A 14,703-nucleotide genomic window follows, 5' to 3' on the forward strand; every position below is an offset into this window, starting at 1 on the left:
CACGGGGGCATCCAAGGAAGGCCGACGGTAACGTGAACGCAGCGTGAAATCACGTAACTCCCATTCATGCATCGCATAAGCTGCGAGGCAGATCAAGTCGAACTCTCAGCCAGATCTGGGGAACTTGGCCCCCTTGGCAACCACTTTTCAGCGGCAAGAAAAAAGGCCTGCCCCGCGGACGCCACAATCCGCGCGACAGGCCTTCCATGCCAGTGACTGGTCTTATGCCGGCACGCCGGGCTCCTGCCCCTTCTTCGGCCCGAACCACGCCACATACAGCGCCGGCAGCACCACCAGCGTGAGCAGCGTGGCCGTCACGAGTCCGCCGATCACCACGATGGCCAGGGGGCGCTGCGTTTCCGAGCCGATCTCGTGCGAGAGGGCCATGGGCAGCAGGCCCAGCATGGCGAGCAGGGCGGTCATGAGCACGGTGCGCAGGCGCTGCATGGAGCCCTGGCGCACGGCCTCGACCACGCTGGCGCCGCCGGCCTGCAGTTGCTGGAACACCGAGAGCATCACCACGCCGTTGAGCACGGCCTGCCCCGAGAGCGCGATGAAGCCGATGGCGGCCGACACCGAGAGCGGGATGCCGAAGGCCCAGAGCGCCACGAAGCCGCCGATGAGCGCCAGGGGCACGTTCAGCAGGATCAGCGAGGCCATCTTGACCGACTTGAAGGCGTCGAACAGCAGCACGAAGATCAGCAGCAGCGAGATGGGCACCACCACCGAGAGGCGCTTCATGGCGCGTTCCTGGTTCTCGAATTCGCCCGACCAGTTGACCTGGTAGTTGTCCGGGACCTTCACGTTTTTCTCGACGCGGGCCTTCATGTCGGCCACGACGGAGCCCATGTCGCGCCCGGCGATGAAGATGCCGATGGCCGTGGTGCGGCGGCCGGCCTCGCGGGCGATGTTCATGGCGCCCGAGCTTTCGCGGATCTTCGCGACGTCTCCCAGCTGCACGTAGCCGCCGTCCGGCGTGGCGATGGGCGTGCGCGGCAGGTTGGCGATGGTGCGCTCGTCCGACGGCAGGCGCACGGCCACGGCGAACTTGCGCTCGCCTTCCCACAGGTTGGTGGCGGCCTTGCCGGCGAGAGCCGCCTCGATCACGTCCTGGATGTCGCTCACGTTCAGGCCGTAGCGCGCGGCGCGGTCGCGGTCGATGTCGATCAGCAGCTGCGGCACCTGGCCTTCGCGGTCGATCTCGGCGCGGGCCACGCCCTGCACCTGCTTGACCTCGCGGGCGATCTCTTCCGTGATGCGCTTCATCTCCACCAGGTCGTCGCCGGCCAGCTTGATCACGATCTGGCCCTTGATCTGCGAGATCGATTCGAGCACGTTGTCGCGGATGGGCTGCGAAAAGGCCGGGTCGATGCCGGGGATGGCCGAGAGGGCGCGGCCCATTTCCTCGGTGATCTTCGCGCGGGTCATGCCGGGGCGCCATTGGTCCTCGGGTTTCATGTCCACGAAGATCTCGGCCATGGAGATGGTCTTGGGGTCGGTGCCGTCCTCGGGCTGGCCGGCCTTGGAGACGGTGGTGCGCACCTCGGGTACCGAGAGCAGCGCCTTGCGCGCCATGCGCAGGATGCGCGAGGCCTCGGCGGTGGAGACGTTGGGCGAGAGGCTGAAATTCACCCAGGTGGTGCCTTCGTCGAGCTCGGGCAGGAATTCCGAGCCCAGGCGCGAGGCCGCCACCATGGCCACGCCGAACACGGCCAGGGCGATGATGACCACCGTGCGGCGGCGCTCCAGGGCCCAGTCGAGCACCGGTGCGTACAGGCTCTTGGCGCGGGTGACCACGCGGTTGTCGCCGTGCGGCAGCTTGCGGCGCAGCAGCCAGTAGGCCAGCAGGGGCACCAGCGTGAGCGAGAAGATCAGCGAGCCGATGAGGGCGGTGGTGACCGACAGCGCCATGGGCTGGAAGATGCGGCCCTCGTGGCGCTGCAGCGCGAAGATGGGAATGTGCGCCGCGATGATGATGAGCATCGAGAACAGCGTGGGCCGGCCGACCTCGCCCGCGGCCTCGATGATGGTGTCGCGCCGGTCGCGGTCGTCCATGTCCTCGCCGCGCTCGGCCAGGCGGTGCATGATGTTCTCGATCACGATCACCGCGCCGTCCACGATGATGCCGAAGTCCATCGCGCCCAGGCTCAGCAGGTTGGCCGGCACGCCCATGATCTTCAGGCCCATGAAGGTGGAGAGCAGGGCGAGCGGGATGATGACCACCACGGCCAGGCTGGCGCGCAGGTTCGACAGGAAGATGTAGAGCACCAGCGAGACCAGCAGCGCGCCTTCCACCAGGTTGTGGAAGACGGTGGTGAGGGTCTTGTCCATCAGCCAGGTGCGGTCGTAGAACGGCACGATCTGCACGCCCGGCGGCAGGCCGCGCTGGTTCAGCTGGGCGATCTTGTCCTTCACGCCCTTGAGCACCACGCTCGGGTTCTCGCCTTTGCGCATCACCACGATGCCGGTGACGATGTCGTCGTCCTGGTCCTGGCCCACCACGCCGAGCTGCGGCACGGCGCCGATGCGCACCTGGGCGATGTCGCGGATCAGCACGGGCGTGCCGCCGCGCGAGGCGACGACGATGCGGCCGATGTCCTCGGCCGAGCGCAGCAGGCCCAGTCCGCGGATGGTGTACTGCTGCGCGCCCTGGGCCACGTAGCTGCCGCCGGCATTGGCGTTGCCGCGGCCCAGCACGTCCAGCAGGTTCTGGAAGCTCACCTTGTACGCGCGCAGCTTGTCCATGTCGGGCTGCACTTCGTACTGCTTGATGGCGCCGCCCATGGCCACCACGTCGGCCACGCCGGGCACCTGGCGCAGCGCGCGCTCCACCGTCCAGTCCTCGATGGTGCGGATCTCGGTGGTGGTGAGGCCGTCGCCCTTGAGGCGGTAGCGCATGATCTCGCCCACCGGCGTGGCGTTGGGCGCGATCTCGGCCTGCACGCCCTGCGGCAGATCGACGGTCGAAAGCCGCTCTGCCACCTGCTGGCGCACGATGTTCACGTTGGCCGCGTCGTCGTACGTGACCACGGTGAACGAGAGCCCGAACTGCGTGTGGGAGAACACGCGGATGGAGTTGGGCAGGCCGGCCAGGGCGGTCTCGATGGGCAGCGTGACCTGCTTCTCGACCTCTTCGGGCGCGCGGCCGGGGAAGAGCGCGATCACGGTGACCTGGGTGTCGGTGACATCCGGGAAGGCTTCCACCGACAGGTTCTTGAAGGCGATCACGCCCGCGAGCGCGAACAGCAGCACGCCCAGGACGATGAACAGGGGCTGGTGCAGCGCGTAGTGGATGAGACGCTTCATGGGGTCTCTTTCTTCGCGGTGGCGGCGTCTTCGGCCATGGACTGGAACTGGCGCGCCAGCAGCAGTGCGTTCTGGTTCACCACGGCTTCGCCGGGCTGCAGGCCGGTGGAGACGAGCACCTCGGCCGGGCCTTCATGGGCGAGTTCGACCTTGCGCGGCTCGAACACGCCGGACTCGCGGCGCACGAAGACCATGTGCTGCGTGCCGTCCAGCACGATGGCGCTGGCAGGCACCACCACGCCGCCGGCGCGGCTTTCCTGCACGCGGGCGGTGGCCAGCATCTCGGCCTTCAGGCGGCGGTCTGCGTTGGGCACCACGCCCCGCACCTTGATCGTGCGCGTGCCGGGGTCGATCGCATCGGCGGTGGCCGTGACCTTGCCGGTGAAGGTGGCGCCGGGGTAGGCCGGCACCTGCAGCGTGATCGGGTCGCCGGGGCGCAGCGAGGAGAGGTCGGTTTCGCGCGCGTCGATCTGCACCCAGAGGGAGGTCGGGTCGGTCACCACGAAGAGGGCCGGACCGGACTGGTCGGGCCGCACTTCCTGGCCGGGGTTGAGGTTGCGTTCGACCACCACGCCGCCGATGCCGGTGGAGAGGGCCAGTTGCTGGTTCACGCCGCTGGCGCTGCCGTAGAGGCGCGTGCGGGCCGCCGCGCGGGCCACCTCGGCCTGGGCGCCGGCGGCGTCGGCCTCGGCCTGCTCCAGGTCCTTGCGGGCGATGATGCCGGCCTCGAACAGCTCGCGCTGGCGCTTGAGCGATTGCTGCGCCAGCGACTGCCCTGCCTGGGCCTTGGCGGTGTCGGCCTGGGCCTGGCCGAAGTCGGGCGAAGCCAGCAGCGCGAGCGGCGCGCCGGCCTTGACCGTCTGGCCCAGGTCGGCCTGGATGGCGGTCACGCGGCCGGCGAAGGCGGGATAGATGCGCTGGGTGCGCTCTTCGTTCCAGACCAGGCGGGCGGGCAGGTCCACGGCCACGTCCTTGGCGGCACGGGCCTCCACGGTGCCCAGCAGGGCGAGTTGCGGATGGCCGGACGGAAAGCGCAGCTGGCCGGCCTGCATGACGGGCGGGGAGGGTTCGGGCGGGGTGGCGGCGGTTTCCGCGCCGGACTTGCCGCAGCCGGGCAGCAGCGCGCAGGCGGCGCCGAGCGCGGCCAGGGCCAGCAGGCCGCGCGCGGAAGGGCGCCGCGCGGGAAGGGAGAAGAGGGGAGCCATCATGGTCGGGAGGTCCGGAAAGGAATGCGGTGGAAAGCGGGAAGGCCGGGCGGTGGCGTGGCGTTCAGGCCGGGGTCAGGGCGTGCCGGTGAGCAACTGCGGGCGGGTGCGCAGCAGCCATGCGCCGCGTGCCTTGGCGTAGTCGGCGCGGGCGGCCAGCGCGTCCAGCAGCGTGGCGCGCAGGGTGCGCTGGGCATCCAGCAGGTCGGTGAGGGCGATGGCGCCCTTGCGATAGGCCAGTTCGGCGCTGTCGGCCACCTGGCGTGCGCGGGGCAGCACGCCCTGGTCGTAGTCGGCGGCGCGGCGGGCGGCGCTCTCCTGCGTCTGGCGCAGGCGCTGCAGGTCCAGCAGGGCGAGCCGGCGCGTGTTGTCCAGCGCGTCCTGCGCCTTGGCGTAGTCGGCCTGGGCGCGGCCGATCTCGCCCTGGTACTGGTAGCCCCACTGCAGCGGGATCTGCACGCGCAGTTCGACCTGCCGGGTGGAGGTGCCGGGGAAATGGTCGATGGAGGCGCCCACCGTCCAGTCGGACTTGCGCAGCGCGTTGGCACCGTCCAGTGCGGCCTGGGCCGCCTGTGCACGGGCCAGTGCGGCGCGCACGTCGGCGCGGGTTTCGGCCCAGGCGGCCAGGTCGGTGTCGGTGGCGGGCGGATCGCCGGCCAGGGCGGGCCAGGGCGTGTTCACGGCCTGCAGGCGGCTGCCGGTGCTGCCCGTGACCTGGGCCAGCGCCAGGGCGGCGTCGTCGCGGGCCTGCTCGGCCGCACGGGTGTCGGCCCGGGCGCGATCGGCCTCGATGCGGGTGCGCGAGGCGTCCTGCACCGAGAGATCGCCCGCCTTCACGCGGCGGTCCGCCATGCCGGCCACGTCGGCCAGGCTGCGCTCGATGGCGGCGACCTCGGCCAGGCGGTCCTGCGCGGCCAGCAGGTCGTAGTAGGCCGAGAGGGCCGCCTGCAGCTGCTGGACCTGCGTGTCTTCCACGTCGGCTTCCGCGGCGTTGGCCGTGCTCTCGGCCGCCTTTTTGCGCAACGCACGCTTGTCGCCGCGCTCCCAGGTCCAGTCGATGCCGACGGACTTGTCGATGCGCTTGCGCGTGAACACGTTGCCCGGCCCGGGTCCGTGCTGCAGGTCGATGGAGCTGGCCTTGGTGGTCAGGGAGGGCAGGGGCGCATGGTCGGCGCTGAGCACATCGGCGCGCGCGCCTGCCAGTTCCTGCCGGGCCTGGTTGACGTCGCTGTTGTCGCGGGCGGCGGCCAGGGCCTGGGACAGCGTCCAGCCGGTGCCGCGTGGGGCGGCCGCCATGGCAGGCGCGGGGACGGGCTGCGAGGGTGCGGGCATGGCCGCCGTGGCCTGGGCGTGGGCGGGGTGCGGCCCGGCCAGCCAGGCGCCGCCGCAGGCCAGGAGGCCGGCCGCTATCCGCAGCGCGGTGCCGCTGCGCAGGGAAAGGGAGGGGGGAGTGGAACGCATGCCCTGTTTATCGGCGCGCGAGCCTGACCACGGCCTGACCTGGCGTGCCGCCGGGCCCGGGGCACGACACAATGCGGCTTGTGCGCCACGGTGCGGTCCGCCGCCCGGTCTTGGCTTTTCCCTTTCTGATCCTTTTATGGTGCAGCGCCCATGCGGATACTCGTAGTCGAAGACGATGCCGTGCTGCGCGGCGTGATGCAGCGCAGCCTGGCCGACGCCGGCCACCGCGTGGACGTGGCCGCCACGCTGGCCGAGGCCGACCATTTCTGGAAGGTGCAGCCTTTCGACGCGGTGCTGCTGGACCTGAACCTGCCGCAGGACGCCGCCCAGGCCAGCCCGGTGGGCAGCGGCCTGGCCGTGCTGCGCGCCGCCCGCGCGCGGGGCGACCGCACGCCGGTGCTGGTGCTCACCGCCCGCGACCGCACCGAGGAGCGCATCGCCGGCCTGGATGCGGGGGCCGACGACTACCTGGGCAAGCCCTTCGACCTGGCCGAGGTGGAGGCCCGGCTGCGCGCCCTGGTGCGGCGCACGCAGGGCACGGACGACCGCACCAGCGCCGGTACGCTGGTGCTGGACCGGCGGGCACGCCGCTTCACCCTGCATGGCCAGCCCTTCGAGTTGCCTGCGCGCGAGTTCGAGGTGCTGTGGGAGCTGATGACCCCGCCCGGGCGGGTGGTGAGCAAGCGCAGCCTGTCGGACAAGCTGTCCGACTTCGACGACATGCTGGGCGACAACGCGCTGGAAGCCTTCATCTCTCGCCTGCGCAAGAAGCTGCAGGGCAGCGGCGCAGGCATCCGTACGCTGCGCGGACTGGGCTACATGCTCGAGGCGGCCGACGCCCCGGCGGCGGAAGGAGAGGCATGAGCGGCGACGTGCCTGCCGCGCCCCTGCCGCAGAGGCCGCCGCCCTCGCTGCGTGCGCGCCTGCTGCGCCATGTGCTGGTGCCGCTGGCGCTCACCTGGTTCGCGGGCACGGCCATTTCGGTGCTGGTGGCCAACGGCTTCACTCAGCGCGCCTTCGACCGGGCGCTGCTGGACGACGCCTATGCCATCGCAGCCAACGTGCGGATCAAGGGAGGGGCGCTGGACCTGGCGCTCAGTTCGCGCGAGCTCAAGTCGGTGCTGTTCGACCAGGTGGAGACGGTGTATTTCGCCGTGCTGCTGCCCGACGGGTCGATGCTCTCGGGCAATGCCAGCCTGCCCGTGCCGCCGCCGCGCGACGAGGCCTATCGTTTCTCCGACATCAGCTATCGCGGGCGGGCGCTGCGGGCCGTGCGGGTGCGGGTGAGCGAGCCGCAGGCCTTCGAGGTCATCACCGCGCAGACGGTGCATGCGCGCAGCGCCATGCTGCGCAGCGTGCTGTTGTATTCCGTGGTGTCGCAGGTGCTGCTGCTGGGCGCGCTGGCGTTCTGGCTGCGGCGCGCCATCCAGGCGGACCTGCAGCCCCTGGCGGCCTTCCAGGAGGAACTGGCGGGCCGTGATGCGCGGGGCCTCGAGCCGGTGCCGGTGCAGGCCTCCACGCGCGATCTGCAGCATCTGGGCGCCGCCGTGAACGGCCTGCTGGCCCGCGTGGCGGAGGGCGTGCGGGCGCAGCGGGAATTCGCCGGCAACGTGGCGCACGAGCTGCGCACGCCGCTGGCGGGCATCCGGGCGCTCGCCGCCTATGGCCTGGCCCACAAGGACCCCGCCGTGTGGCATGAACAGCTCGCCGGCGTGGCCGCCAGCGAGGCCCGCGCCAGCCATCTGGTGGACCAGTTGCTGGCCCTGGCGCTGGCCGACGAGGTGCGCGGCGCCATGCCGCGGCAGCCCGTGGCGCTGGACGATCTGGCGCGGGATGCCGTGCTGCGCTTCCTGCCGCGTGCCGACGCGGCGGGCGTGGACCTGGGCGCGCGCGGGCTGGACCTGCCCGTGGTGGTGCAGGGGCAGACCGTGCTGATCGATGGGGTGCTGGGCAACCTGATCGACAACGCCCTGCGCTACGGCCGCCCGGTGCAGGAAGGTGTCACCCCGCGCATCACCGTGGAGATAGCGCAGGACGGGGCGGATGGCGGCGATGGCGTGGTGCTGTCGGTGGTGGACAACGGCCCCGGCATTGCACAAGGGCTGCGTACCGACCTGATGCAGCGCTGGGCCCAGGGCCGCGAGGGCGAGCGCCTGGGGCAGGGCGCGGGATTGGGCCTGGCGATCGTGGCGCGCTATGCGGAACTGCTGGGCGCGCGCCTGGTGCTGGGCACGGGCCCGGACGGACAGGGCCTGCGGGTGGGGCTGGTGTTCGCGCCCCTGGCTCAGGATTGATGCCGCTCAGTCCGCCTGGGCCGCTTATTCGCCGAACACCGGCCGGAAGAAGCTGCGTTCGTAGCTCAGGATGCAGCGGGTCTCTTCCGCGTACCGGAAGGCCGCGAGGCATTCGGCGTCCTGCATCGACTGCTGGCGGTAGGTTTCGTAGGCGGCGAGCGAAGGGAAGGTGAACATCGCCAGCGCGATGTTGTTGGCGCCTTCCGAGGGCAGGAAGTAGCCGTGGTGGCGTCCGCCGAACTTCTCCACAAGCGGAATCCAGAGCCGTCCGTAGTGCTCGAATTCGGCGAGCTTGTAGGGATCGATGACGTAGCGCAGGGTACAGGTGATCATGGCCCGATTTCACCGCATTTTCGGGGCCTGTGCGGCATTGGCCATGTCCTGCCCTTCATTTGCAGCGTTCGGGGCGCCAGGGGCCTTCCAGGGCCTTTCCCGGGCCGGGCCTTCAGCATGCCTTCGCAGCCGCAGGGGCACCGGGCGCGGACACCCGGCCGCCACCCGGGGGCGTGGCGGCCGGGAGGCTCCCTTCAGCCTTTCGCCGATTCGCCGAGCGTCGGGTAGTCGGTGTAGCCCTTCTCGCCGCCGCCGTAGAAGGTCTTGGAGTCCCAGGGGTTGAGCGGTGCGTCCTGGCGCAGCCGCTCGACCAGGTCGGGGTTGGAGATGAAGGCCTTGCCGAAGGCGACGATGTCGGCGCGGCCACTGGCCACCGCTTCCATCGCCAACGCACGGTCATAGGCGTTGTTGACCATCCAGGCGCCTTTGCCGCCGGCCTCGCGGTAGGCGGTCTTCAGGGCTTCGTAGTCGAACGGACGGTCTTCCAGCTCGCGCGGGCCGCCGGTGGAGCCTTCGATCACGTGCACGTAGGCCAGGCCCAGCGGTGCGAGCTGGCGGATCACGTAGTCGAACAGCGGCTGCGGATCGGCATCGACGATGTCGTTGGCCGGCGTGACGGGCGAGAGTCGGATGCCCACCTTGCCGCCGCCGATCGCGTCCACCACGGCGCGCGTGGCTTCGAGCAGCAGGCGCGCGCGGTTCTCGATGCTGCCGCCGTAGTCGTCGGTGCGCCGGTTGGCGCCGGTCTTGAGGAACTGGTCCAGCAGGTAGCCGTTGGCGCCGTGGATCTCGACGCCGTCGAATCCGGCCGTCTCCACCGCGTTGCGCGCGGCGGCGGCGTAGTCGTGCACGATGCCGGGCAGCTCTTCGGCATCCAGCGCACGGGGTTCGGACGTGGCCGCGAAATGGCCCTGGCCGGTGGCCTTGTCGATCAGGTAGGTCTTGGACTTGGCGGCGATGGCGGAGGGGGCCACGGGGGCGCCGCCGTCGGGCTGCAGGTCATTGTGGGAAATGCGGCCCACGTGCCAGAGCTGGGTCACGATCCTGCCGCCGCGCTCATGGACCGCTGCGGTGACCTTTTTCCATCCATCGAGCTGTTCGGTGCTGTACAGGCCCGGCACGTCCGCATAGCCCTGGCCCTGGTGGCTGATGGCCGTGGCCTCGGTGATCAGCAGGCCGGCGGTGGCGCGCTGGGCGTAGTAGGTGGCGGTAATGTCCTTGGGCACCGCATTCGGCGAGCGGTTGCGCGTGAGCGGCGCCATGGCGATGCGGTTGGCGAGCTGCAGGTCGCCGGCCTGGACGGGATCGAAAAGCGTATGGGACAAGGGGATACCTCTTTCGAAAAAGTGGGGGCGGGAAAGGCCCGGGTGGGCCCTCCACGGCAGGGAGCGACGTTACCGCGTTTGCGCTTTTCCTGCAGTGGGACTGCGCCGCGACGGGATATGCGAGTCGTGCTAGCGAAATCGCAGCAACCTGCTTATCCGTTTTCCGCATGAACATGCGCGCAAACGGCGCTTCGCCGCCGGAAAGGCCCTCCCTACGATGATCGGGCCTGGCCACGGTCGGGTTCTTCTTTTCCTCCATCGCGATCCAACAAAGGGGTTATCCAGATGCCGATCCAGCCGGGCCAGAGCACACCATCCACCCGCCGCCGTGCCCTGAAGCGCACGGCCTTGTTGCTGGCGGGCAGCCTCCTGTGCGGCACCGCCGCCATGGCGCAGGAGAAGAAGGAGGTGGTGATCGGCTACCAGGACATGGTCGTGCCCTGGCGCCATGCGCAGGAGACGAAGGAGGTCGAGCGCCGCACCGGCTACCAGGTGACCTACCGCAAGCTGGGCAGCGGGGCCGAGGTGGTGCGCGCGCTCGCCTCGGGCGCCATCCAGATCGGCGAGGCGGGCTCGTCCCCCTTCGCGGCGGCGTTGTCGCAGGGCGTGCCGATCGAGGTCTTCTGGGTGCTGGACAACATCAACGATGCGGAGGCGCTGGTCGCGCGCAACGGCTCCGGCGTGAACTCGCTGGCCGACCTGAAGGGCAGGAAGATCGGCCTGCCTTTCGTTTCCACCACCCACTTCCATGCGCTGGTGGCGCTGCAGGATGCGGGCATCGACCCCAGGACCGTGCGCATCGTGAACCTGCGGCCACCGGAGATCCTGGCCGCCTGGGAGCGTGGCGACATCGATGCCACCTTCGTCTGGGACCCGGTGCTCGCCAAGGTCAAGCAGAGCGGCAAGGTGCTCGTCACCTCCGGCCAGATCGCGGCCAGGACCGGCAAGGCCACGTTCGACGCGCTGGCCGTGAACAAGGAGTTCGCGCGCACGCACGATGCCTTCCTCACGCAGTTCGTGCAGGTGCTGGCCGATGCCGACAAGGCCTACACCGCGAACAAGGCAGCCTGGACGGCGGATGCCGCCCCCGTGAAGTCGATCGCCAAATGGTCCGGCGCCGAAGCCCAGGCGGTGCCGGCGAGCCTTGCGCTCTATGCGTTCGTGCCGCCGGCCGAGCAGGCCGCCACCCAGTGGCTGGGCGGGGCCAAGGATTCCGGCGTGGCGAAGTCGCTGGCCGCGACGGCGGCCTTCCTGAAGGAGCAGGGGACGGTGCAGTCCGTGCTGCCCGATTACTCGGTGGGCGTGAATCCCACGTGGGTGCAGCGTGCACGCTGAGCAGGGCGCGAACGCCGCGGGCAGCCATGCGGGCCGCGCCGGTGGCGGCGCATTGTCCCTGCGCGGCGTGAGCGTGCGCTACGACGGCACCGATCACCCGGCGCTGCAGGGCGTCGATCTCGACATCGCCGCGGGTGAACTGGTCGTGGCGCTCGGGGCCTCCGGCTGTGGCAAGACCACGCTGCTGAATTGCATGGCCGGTTTCACCGAGCCCTCCGCCGGAACCGTCGTGCTGGATGGTCATCCGGTGATGGGGCCGGGTGCCGAGCGCGGCGTGGTCTTCCAGAAGCACGCCCTCATGCCCTGGCTGAACGTGATCGACAACGTGGCGCTGGGCCTGCGGCTGCGCGGTGTTTCACGTGGAACACGCCTGCGGCTGGCCGGTGAACGGCTGGCGCAGGTGGGGCTGGAAGGCTTCGCACAGTCGCCCGTCTGGCAGCTCTCGGGCGGGATGCAGCAACGCGTGGGCATTGCCCGTGCGCTGGCCAGCGACCCGCAGGTGCTGCTGATGGACGAGCCTTTCAGTGCGCTCGATGCCTTCACGCGCGAATCGCTGCAGGAGTTGGTGCTGCGGCTCTGGCAAAACACCGGCAAGACGATCTTCTTCATCACCCACGACGTGGAAGAGGCGCTGTTCCTGGCCTCGCGCCTGATCGTGATGACGCCGCGCCCCGGCCGCATCGCGCGGCAGCATGCGCTGGATTTCAACCGACGGTTCCTGGCAGGCCCGCCCGCCCGGGCCGTGAAGTCCAGCCCCGCGTTCATCGGCTGGCGCGAGCGCGTGCTGGATGAAGTGGCGCCGCCCTTGCCCTCGTCACCCGCAGCCCGGCTGCCGGAGCATGTCCATGCCGGATGAAGCCTTGATGCCATCGCCCCATAGTTTGGCTGCTCAGCCGCGGCGAGAGAGCGGGCCCGCTTCAACCCAGGCACCCGCGCGGGCTGCGCCGTCGCCGTCACCATCCCTGCGCGCCGTGGCGCCATACCGCCTGCCGGGCCAGGGGCCGAGCCGCGGCCTGAGCGTGGCCTGCGTCGCCGCGCTGGCGCTGCTCTGGTGGCTTGCCACGCAGCATCAGTGGGTCAAGCCGCTCTTCCTGCCCGCGCCGGAGGCCGTGCTGCGGGCACTGCATGACGCCTGGGAGGGCAACATCCAGGGCGGGGAGCCGCTGTGGCGGCACCTGCAGTGGAGCACCATTCGGGTCTTCGGCGCATTCGCGCTCGCGGCCGTCACGGCGGTGCCAGTGGGCATCGCCATGGGCGTGAGCCGCGTGGCGCGCGGCGTGTTCGATCCACCCATCGAGTTCTACCGGCCGCTGCCGCCGCTGGCCTACCTGCCGCTCATCGTGATCTGGTTCGGCATCGACGAAACGGCCAAGATCCTGCTGATCTATCTGGCCTGCTTCGCGCCCATCGCGCTGGCGGCACGTGCCGGGGTGCGCAGCGCGAGCGTGGAGCAGATCCATGCCGCGCTGTCGCTGGGAGCGAACCGCTGGCAGCTGGTGCGGCACGTGATCGTGCCGGCGGCACTGCCCGAGATCCTGGTGGGGCTGCGCATCGCCATCGGTTTCGGCTGGACGACGCTGGTGGCCGCGGAAATGGTGGCAGCGACGGTGGGCATCGGGCAGGTGGTGCTCAATGCCTCGAACTTCCTGCGCACCGACCTCGTGGTGGCCGGCATCCTGGTGATCGGCCTGGTGGCCTGGACGTTCGATCTGGGCATGCGCTGGGTCGAGGCCCGCGCAGTGCCCTGGAAGGGACGGGCCTGAACGCGGGCCCATCCTGTTTCTGGCAGCCTGGAGAAGGCTTGGCGGCTTACTTCTGCAGGCCCTCTGCCTTGAGGGCGGCCTGCACGGCCGGGCGGGCGCCCACGCGTGCCAGATAGGCCTGCAGGTTCGGCAGGCCGGAATGGTCCACGCCCACGTGCTTGCCCCAGCCGCTCACGGTGAACAGGTAGCCATCTGCCACGGAGAAATGCTCGCCCATCAGCCATTCCTTGCCGGCGAGCTGTTCGTCCAGCCACTGGAAGCGCGACAGCAGCTTCTCGCGCACGATGGGCTTGTACGCATCGGGCGTGTTGGCCTGGAACAGCGGGCTGTGGCCCTTGTGCAACTCCGTGCCGATGAAGTTCAGCCACTCCTGGAGGCGGTAGCGCGCCAGCGTGCCGTTGGCGGGCGCCAGGTTCTTGTGGGGTGCCTGGTCTGCGATGTATTGCACGATGGCGGGGCCTTCGCGCAGGCGGGTGCCATCGTCGAGCTCCAGTACCGGCACATAGCCGAGGGGGTTGATGGTGTAGAAGTCGGTCCCGTCCTGGAGCTTGTGGCTCTTCGTGCTCGCGAGCACGGGGGTGAAGGCCAGGCCGGCCTCGTGCAGGGCGATGTGCGGGGACAGCGAGCAGGCACCAGGACTGTAGTAGAGCTTCATGGTCAGGTTCTGAAGGCAGTGGAACAAGCCCGCCATGCTATAGCGAAGCGGGAATTCATGCTGTCGGCCTGCGAGCCGTCACGCCGGCGGTCACTCCGCCCGTCACGCGGGCCGGGTGTAGGCTTCCAGCCGGCCGAGCCAGGCCATGGCGTGCTCCCTGTCGGGGCCGCACATGTCGTTGGAAGGCCTCAGGGACGCGCAGACCGCTGGCCGCTCGGCGCTGCCGAAGATCCGGCAGCGCATCTGGCTGTCGAGCTGCGCGCAGGGCACCCCGGCAGGCTTGCCGGAGGGCATGCCGGGGATGGGGCTCGTGATGGAGGGGGCGATGCAGCAGGCACCGCATCCCGGCTGGCATGCCAGGGCCATGGGCGGTCAGGCACCCAGGCGGCCGGCGGCCCAGAGCACCTGATCCACGACGGCGCGCACACGGCCGTGGTGCGCGGCGTCCACGAAGCCGTCCTGCGCATCGAAGGCATTGCCCGCATGGCCGAGGGCAAAGGCCTGGGGCGCCAGCCAGCATTCCAGGTTGATGAGCAGGGGCGCCAGGTGGCTTTGCGACCGCAGGCCACCCAGGCCGCCGGGCGATGCGCTCAGCATGCCCACCACCTTGCCACGGAAGGGCAGGGTGCCGTCGCCCCACACCGGGTGGCCCGCTACCGGACTGGAGGCCCAGTCGATGGTGTTCTTGAGCAGCGCGGTGTAGCTGCCGTTGTACTCGGGCGAGCACACGATCCACCCTGCGTGGGCATGCAGGATCTCCTTGAGCCGCACCACGTCGGCCGGGGTGCCCTGGGCCTCGAGGTCCGCGTTGTAGAGCGGGATGTCGAAGTCCGACAGCTCCAGCAGCGTGGTGTCCGCGCCCGCGCTGCGGGCGATGCCGGCGGCGGCGCGCGCCAGCCGGCGGTTGAGGGATTGCTGGCGGGTGCTGCCCGCGAAGACGAGGATTTTTGACATGGCACGCATTGCAACACACCGCCGGGACAGGAATCCTGCAAGCGATGTTCCACGTGAAACACAGGGGGCTGA

13 protein-coding genes are annotated in these 14,703 nt (G+C 70.1%); 5 read left to right on the plus strand and 8 right to left on the minus strand.

What is annotated here, in order from left to right; genetic code table 11:
• Nucleotides 1-222 precede the first annotated feature (222 nt).
• The 3 genes from ACAV_RS00240 to ACAV_RS00250 form a co-directional block, all read right to left on the minus strand.
• Nucleotides 223-3,306 (minus strand): efflux RND transporter permease subunit, encoded by a 3,084-nt coding sequence (locus tag ACAV_RS00240; protein ID WP_013592563.1) that lies wholly within the window; start codon nucleotides 3,304-3,306, stop codon nucleotides 223-225.
• Nucleotides 3,303-4,514, minus strand: a complete 1,212-nt coding sequence (locus tag ACAV_RS00245; RefSeq protein ID WP_013592564.1) for an efflux RND transporter periplasmic adaptor subunit — start codon at nucleotides 4,512-4,514, stop codon at nucleotides 3,303-3,305. Before ACAV_RS00245 ends, ACAV_RS00240 begins: the two co-directional genes overlap by 4 nt.
• Nucleotides 4,515-4,586: 72 nt before the next feature.
• Nucleotides 4,587-5,972 carry a TolC family protein gene (locus ACAV_RS00250; protein WP_013592565.1) on the minus strand — a complete coding sequence of 462 codons (1,386 nt, stop codon included), beginning with the start codon at nucleotides 5,970-5,972 and terminating at the stop codon, nucleotides 4,587-4,589.
• 150 nt (nucleotides 5,973-6,122) lie between these two features.
• On the opposite strand from ACAV_RS00250, the gene ACAV_RS00255 reads away from it, so the two are divergent.
• Nucleotides 6,123-6,836: a response regulator transcription factor gene (locus tag ACAV_RS00255; RefSeq protein ID WP_013592566.1), complete on the plus strand. Its 714-nt coding sequence runs from the start codon at nucleotides 6,123-6,125 to the stop codon at nucleotides 6,834-6,836.
• Nucleotides 6,833-8,266, plus strand: coding sequence for a sensor histidine kinase (locus ACAV_RS00260; RefSeq protein WP_013592567.1), 1,434 nt, complete (start codon nucleotides 6,833-6,835; stop codon nucleotides 8,264-8,266). The genes ACAV_RS00255 and ACAV_RS00260 overlap by 4 nt, the downstream gene beginning before the upstream one ends.
• Before the next feature lie 24 nt (nucleotides 8,267-8,290).
• On the opposite strand, the gene ACAV_RS00265 is transcribed toward ACAV_RS00260, so the two are convergent.
• On the minus strand, nucleotides 8,291-8,599 hold the full coding sequence (locus ACAV_RS00265; RefSeq protein WP_013592568.1) for an NIPSNAP family protein: 309 nt from the start codon (nucleotides 8,597-8,599) through the stop codon (nucleotides 8,291-8,293).
• A gap of 194 nt (nucleotides 8,600-8,793) precedes the next feature.
• Nucleotides 8,794-9,924, minus strand: coding sequence for an alkene reductase (locus tag ACAV_RS00270; protein WP_013592569.1), 1,131 nt, complete (start codon nucleotides 9,922-9,924; stop codon nucleotides 8,794-8,796).
• 387 nt (nucleotides 9,925-10,311) lie between these two features.
• Here ACAV_RS00270 and tauA point away from each other — a divergent pair, with 387 nt between their 5' ends.
• Genes tauA through ACAV_RS00285 form a run of 3 tightly spaced genes read left to right on the plus strand, consistent with a single transcriptional unit; the run spans nucleotide 10,312 to nucleotide 13,022 of the window.
• Nucleotides 10,312-11,259, plus strand: coding sequence for a taurine ABC transporter substrate-binding protein (gene tauA / locus ACAV_RS00275; RefSeq protein WP_244875570.1), 948 nt, complete (start codon nucleotides 10,312-10,314; stop codon nucleotides 11,257-11,259).
• 52 nt (nucleotides 11,260-11,311) lie between these two features.
• Nucleotides 11,312-12,115, plus strand: coding sequence for a taurine ABC transporter ATP-binding protein (locus ACAV_RS00280; RefSeq protein WP_049791208.1), 804 nt, complete (start codon nucleotides 11,312-11,314; stop codon nucleotides 12,113-12,115).
• 7 nt (nucleotides 12,116-12,122) lie between these two features.
• Nucleotides 12,123-13,022 (plus strand): ABC transporter permease subunit, encoded by a 900-nt coding sequence (locus ACAV_RS00285; RefSeq protein ID WP_049791209.1) that lies wholly within the window; start codon nucleotides 12,123-12,125, stop codon nucleotides 13,020-13,022.
• Between the two features lie 46 nt (nucleotides 13,023-13,068).
• Here ACAV_RS00285 and gstA read toward each other — a convergent pair whose 3' ends face one another.
• The 3 genes from gstA to ACAV_RS00300 form a co-directional block, all read right to left on the minus strand.
• On the minus strand, nucleotides 13,069-13,677 hold the full coding sequence (gene gstA, locus ACAV_RS00290) for a glutathione transferase GstA (RefSeq protein ID WP_041828884.1): 609 nt from the start codon (nucleotides 13,675-13,677) through the stop codon (nucleotides 13,069-13,071).
• Between the two features lie 102 nt (nucleotides 13,678-13,779).
• On the minus strand, nucleotides 13,780-14,043 hold the full coding sequence (locus tag ACAV_RS23925) for a YkgJ family cysteine cluster protein (protein WP_013592574.1): 264 nt from the start codon (nucleotides 14,041-14,043) through the stop codon (nucleotides 13,780-13,782).
• A gap of 6 nt (nucleotides 14,044-14,049) precedes the next feature.
• Complete coding sequence (locus tag ACAV_RS00300; protein ID WP_041828886.1) at nucleotides 14,050-14,631, minus strand: NADPH-dependent FMN reductase; 582 nt, start codon at nucleotides 14,629-14,631, stop codon at nucleotides 14,050-14,052.
• Nucleotides 14,632-14,703: the final 72 nt, after the last annotated feature.

The sequence above is a fragment of the Paracidovorax avenae ATCC 19860 genome, assembly GCF_000176855.2.
Taxonomy (GTDB): domain Bacteria; phylum Pseudomonadota; class Gammaproteobacteria; order Burkholderiales; family Burkholderiaceae_C; genus Paracidovorax; species Paracidovorax avenae.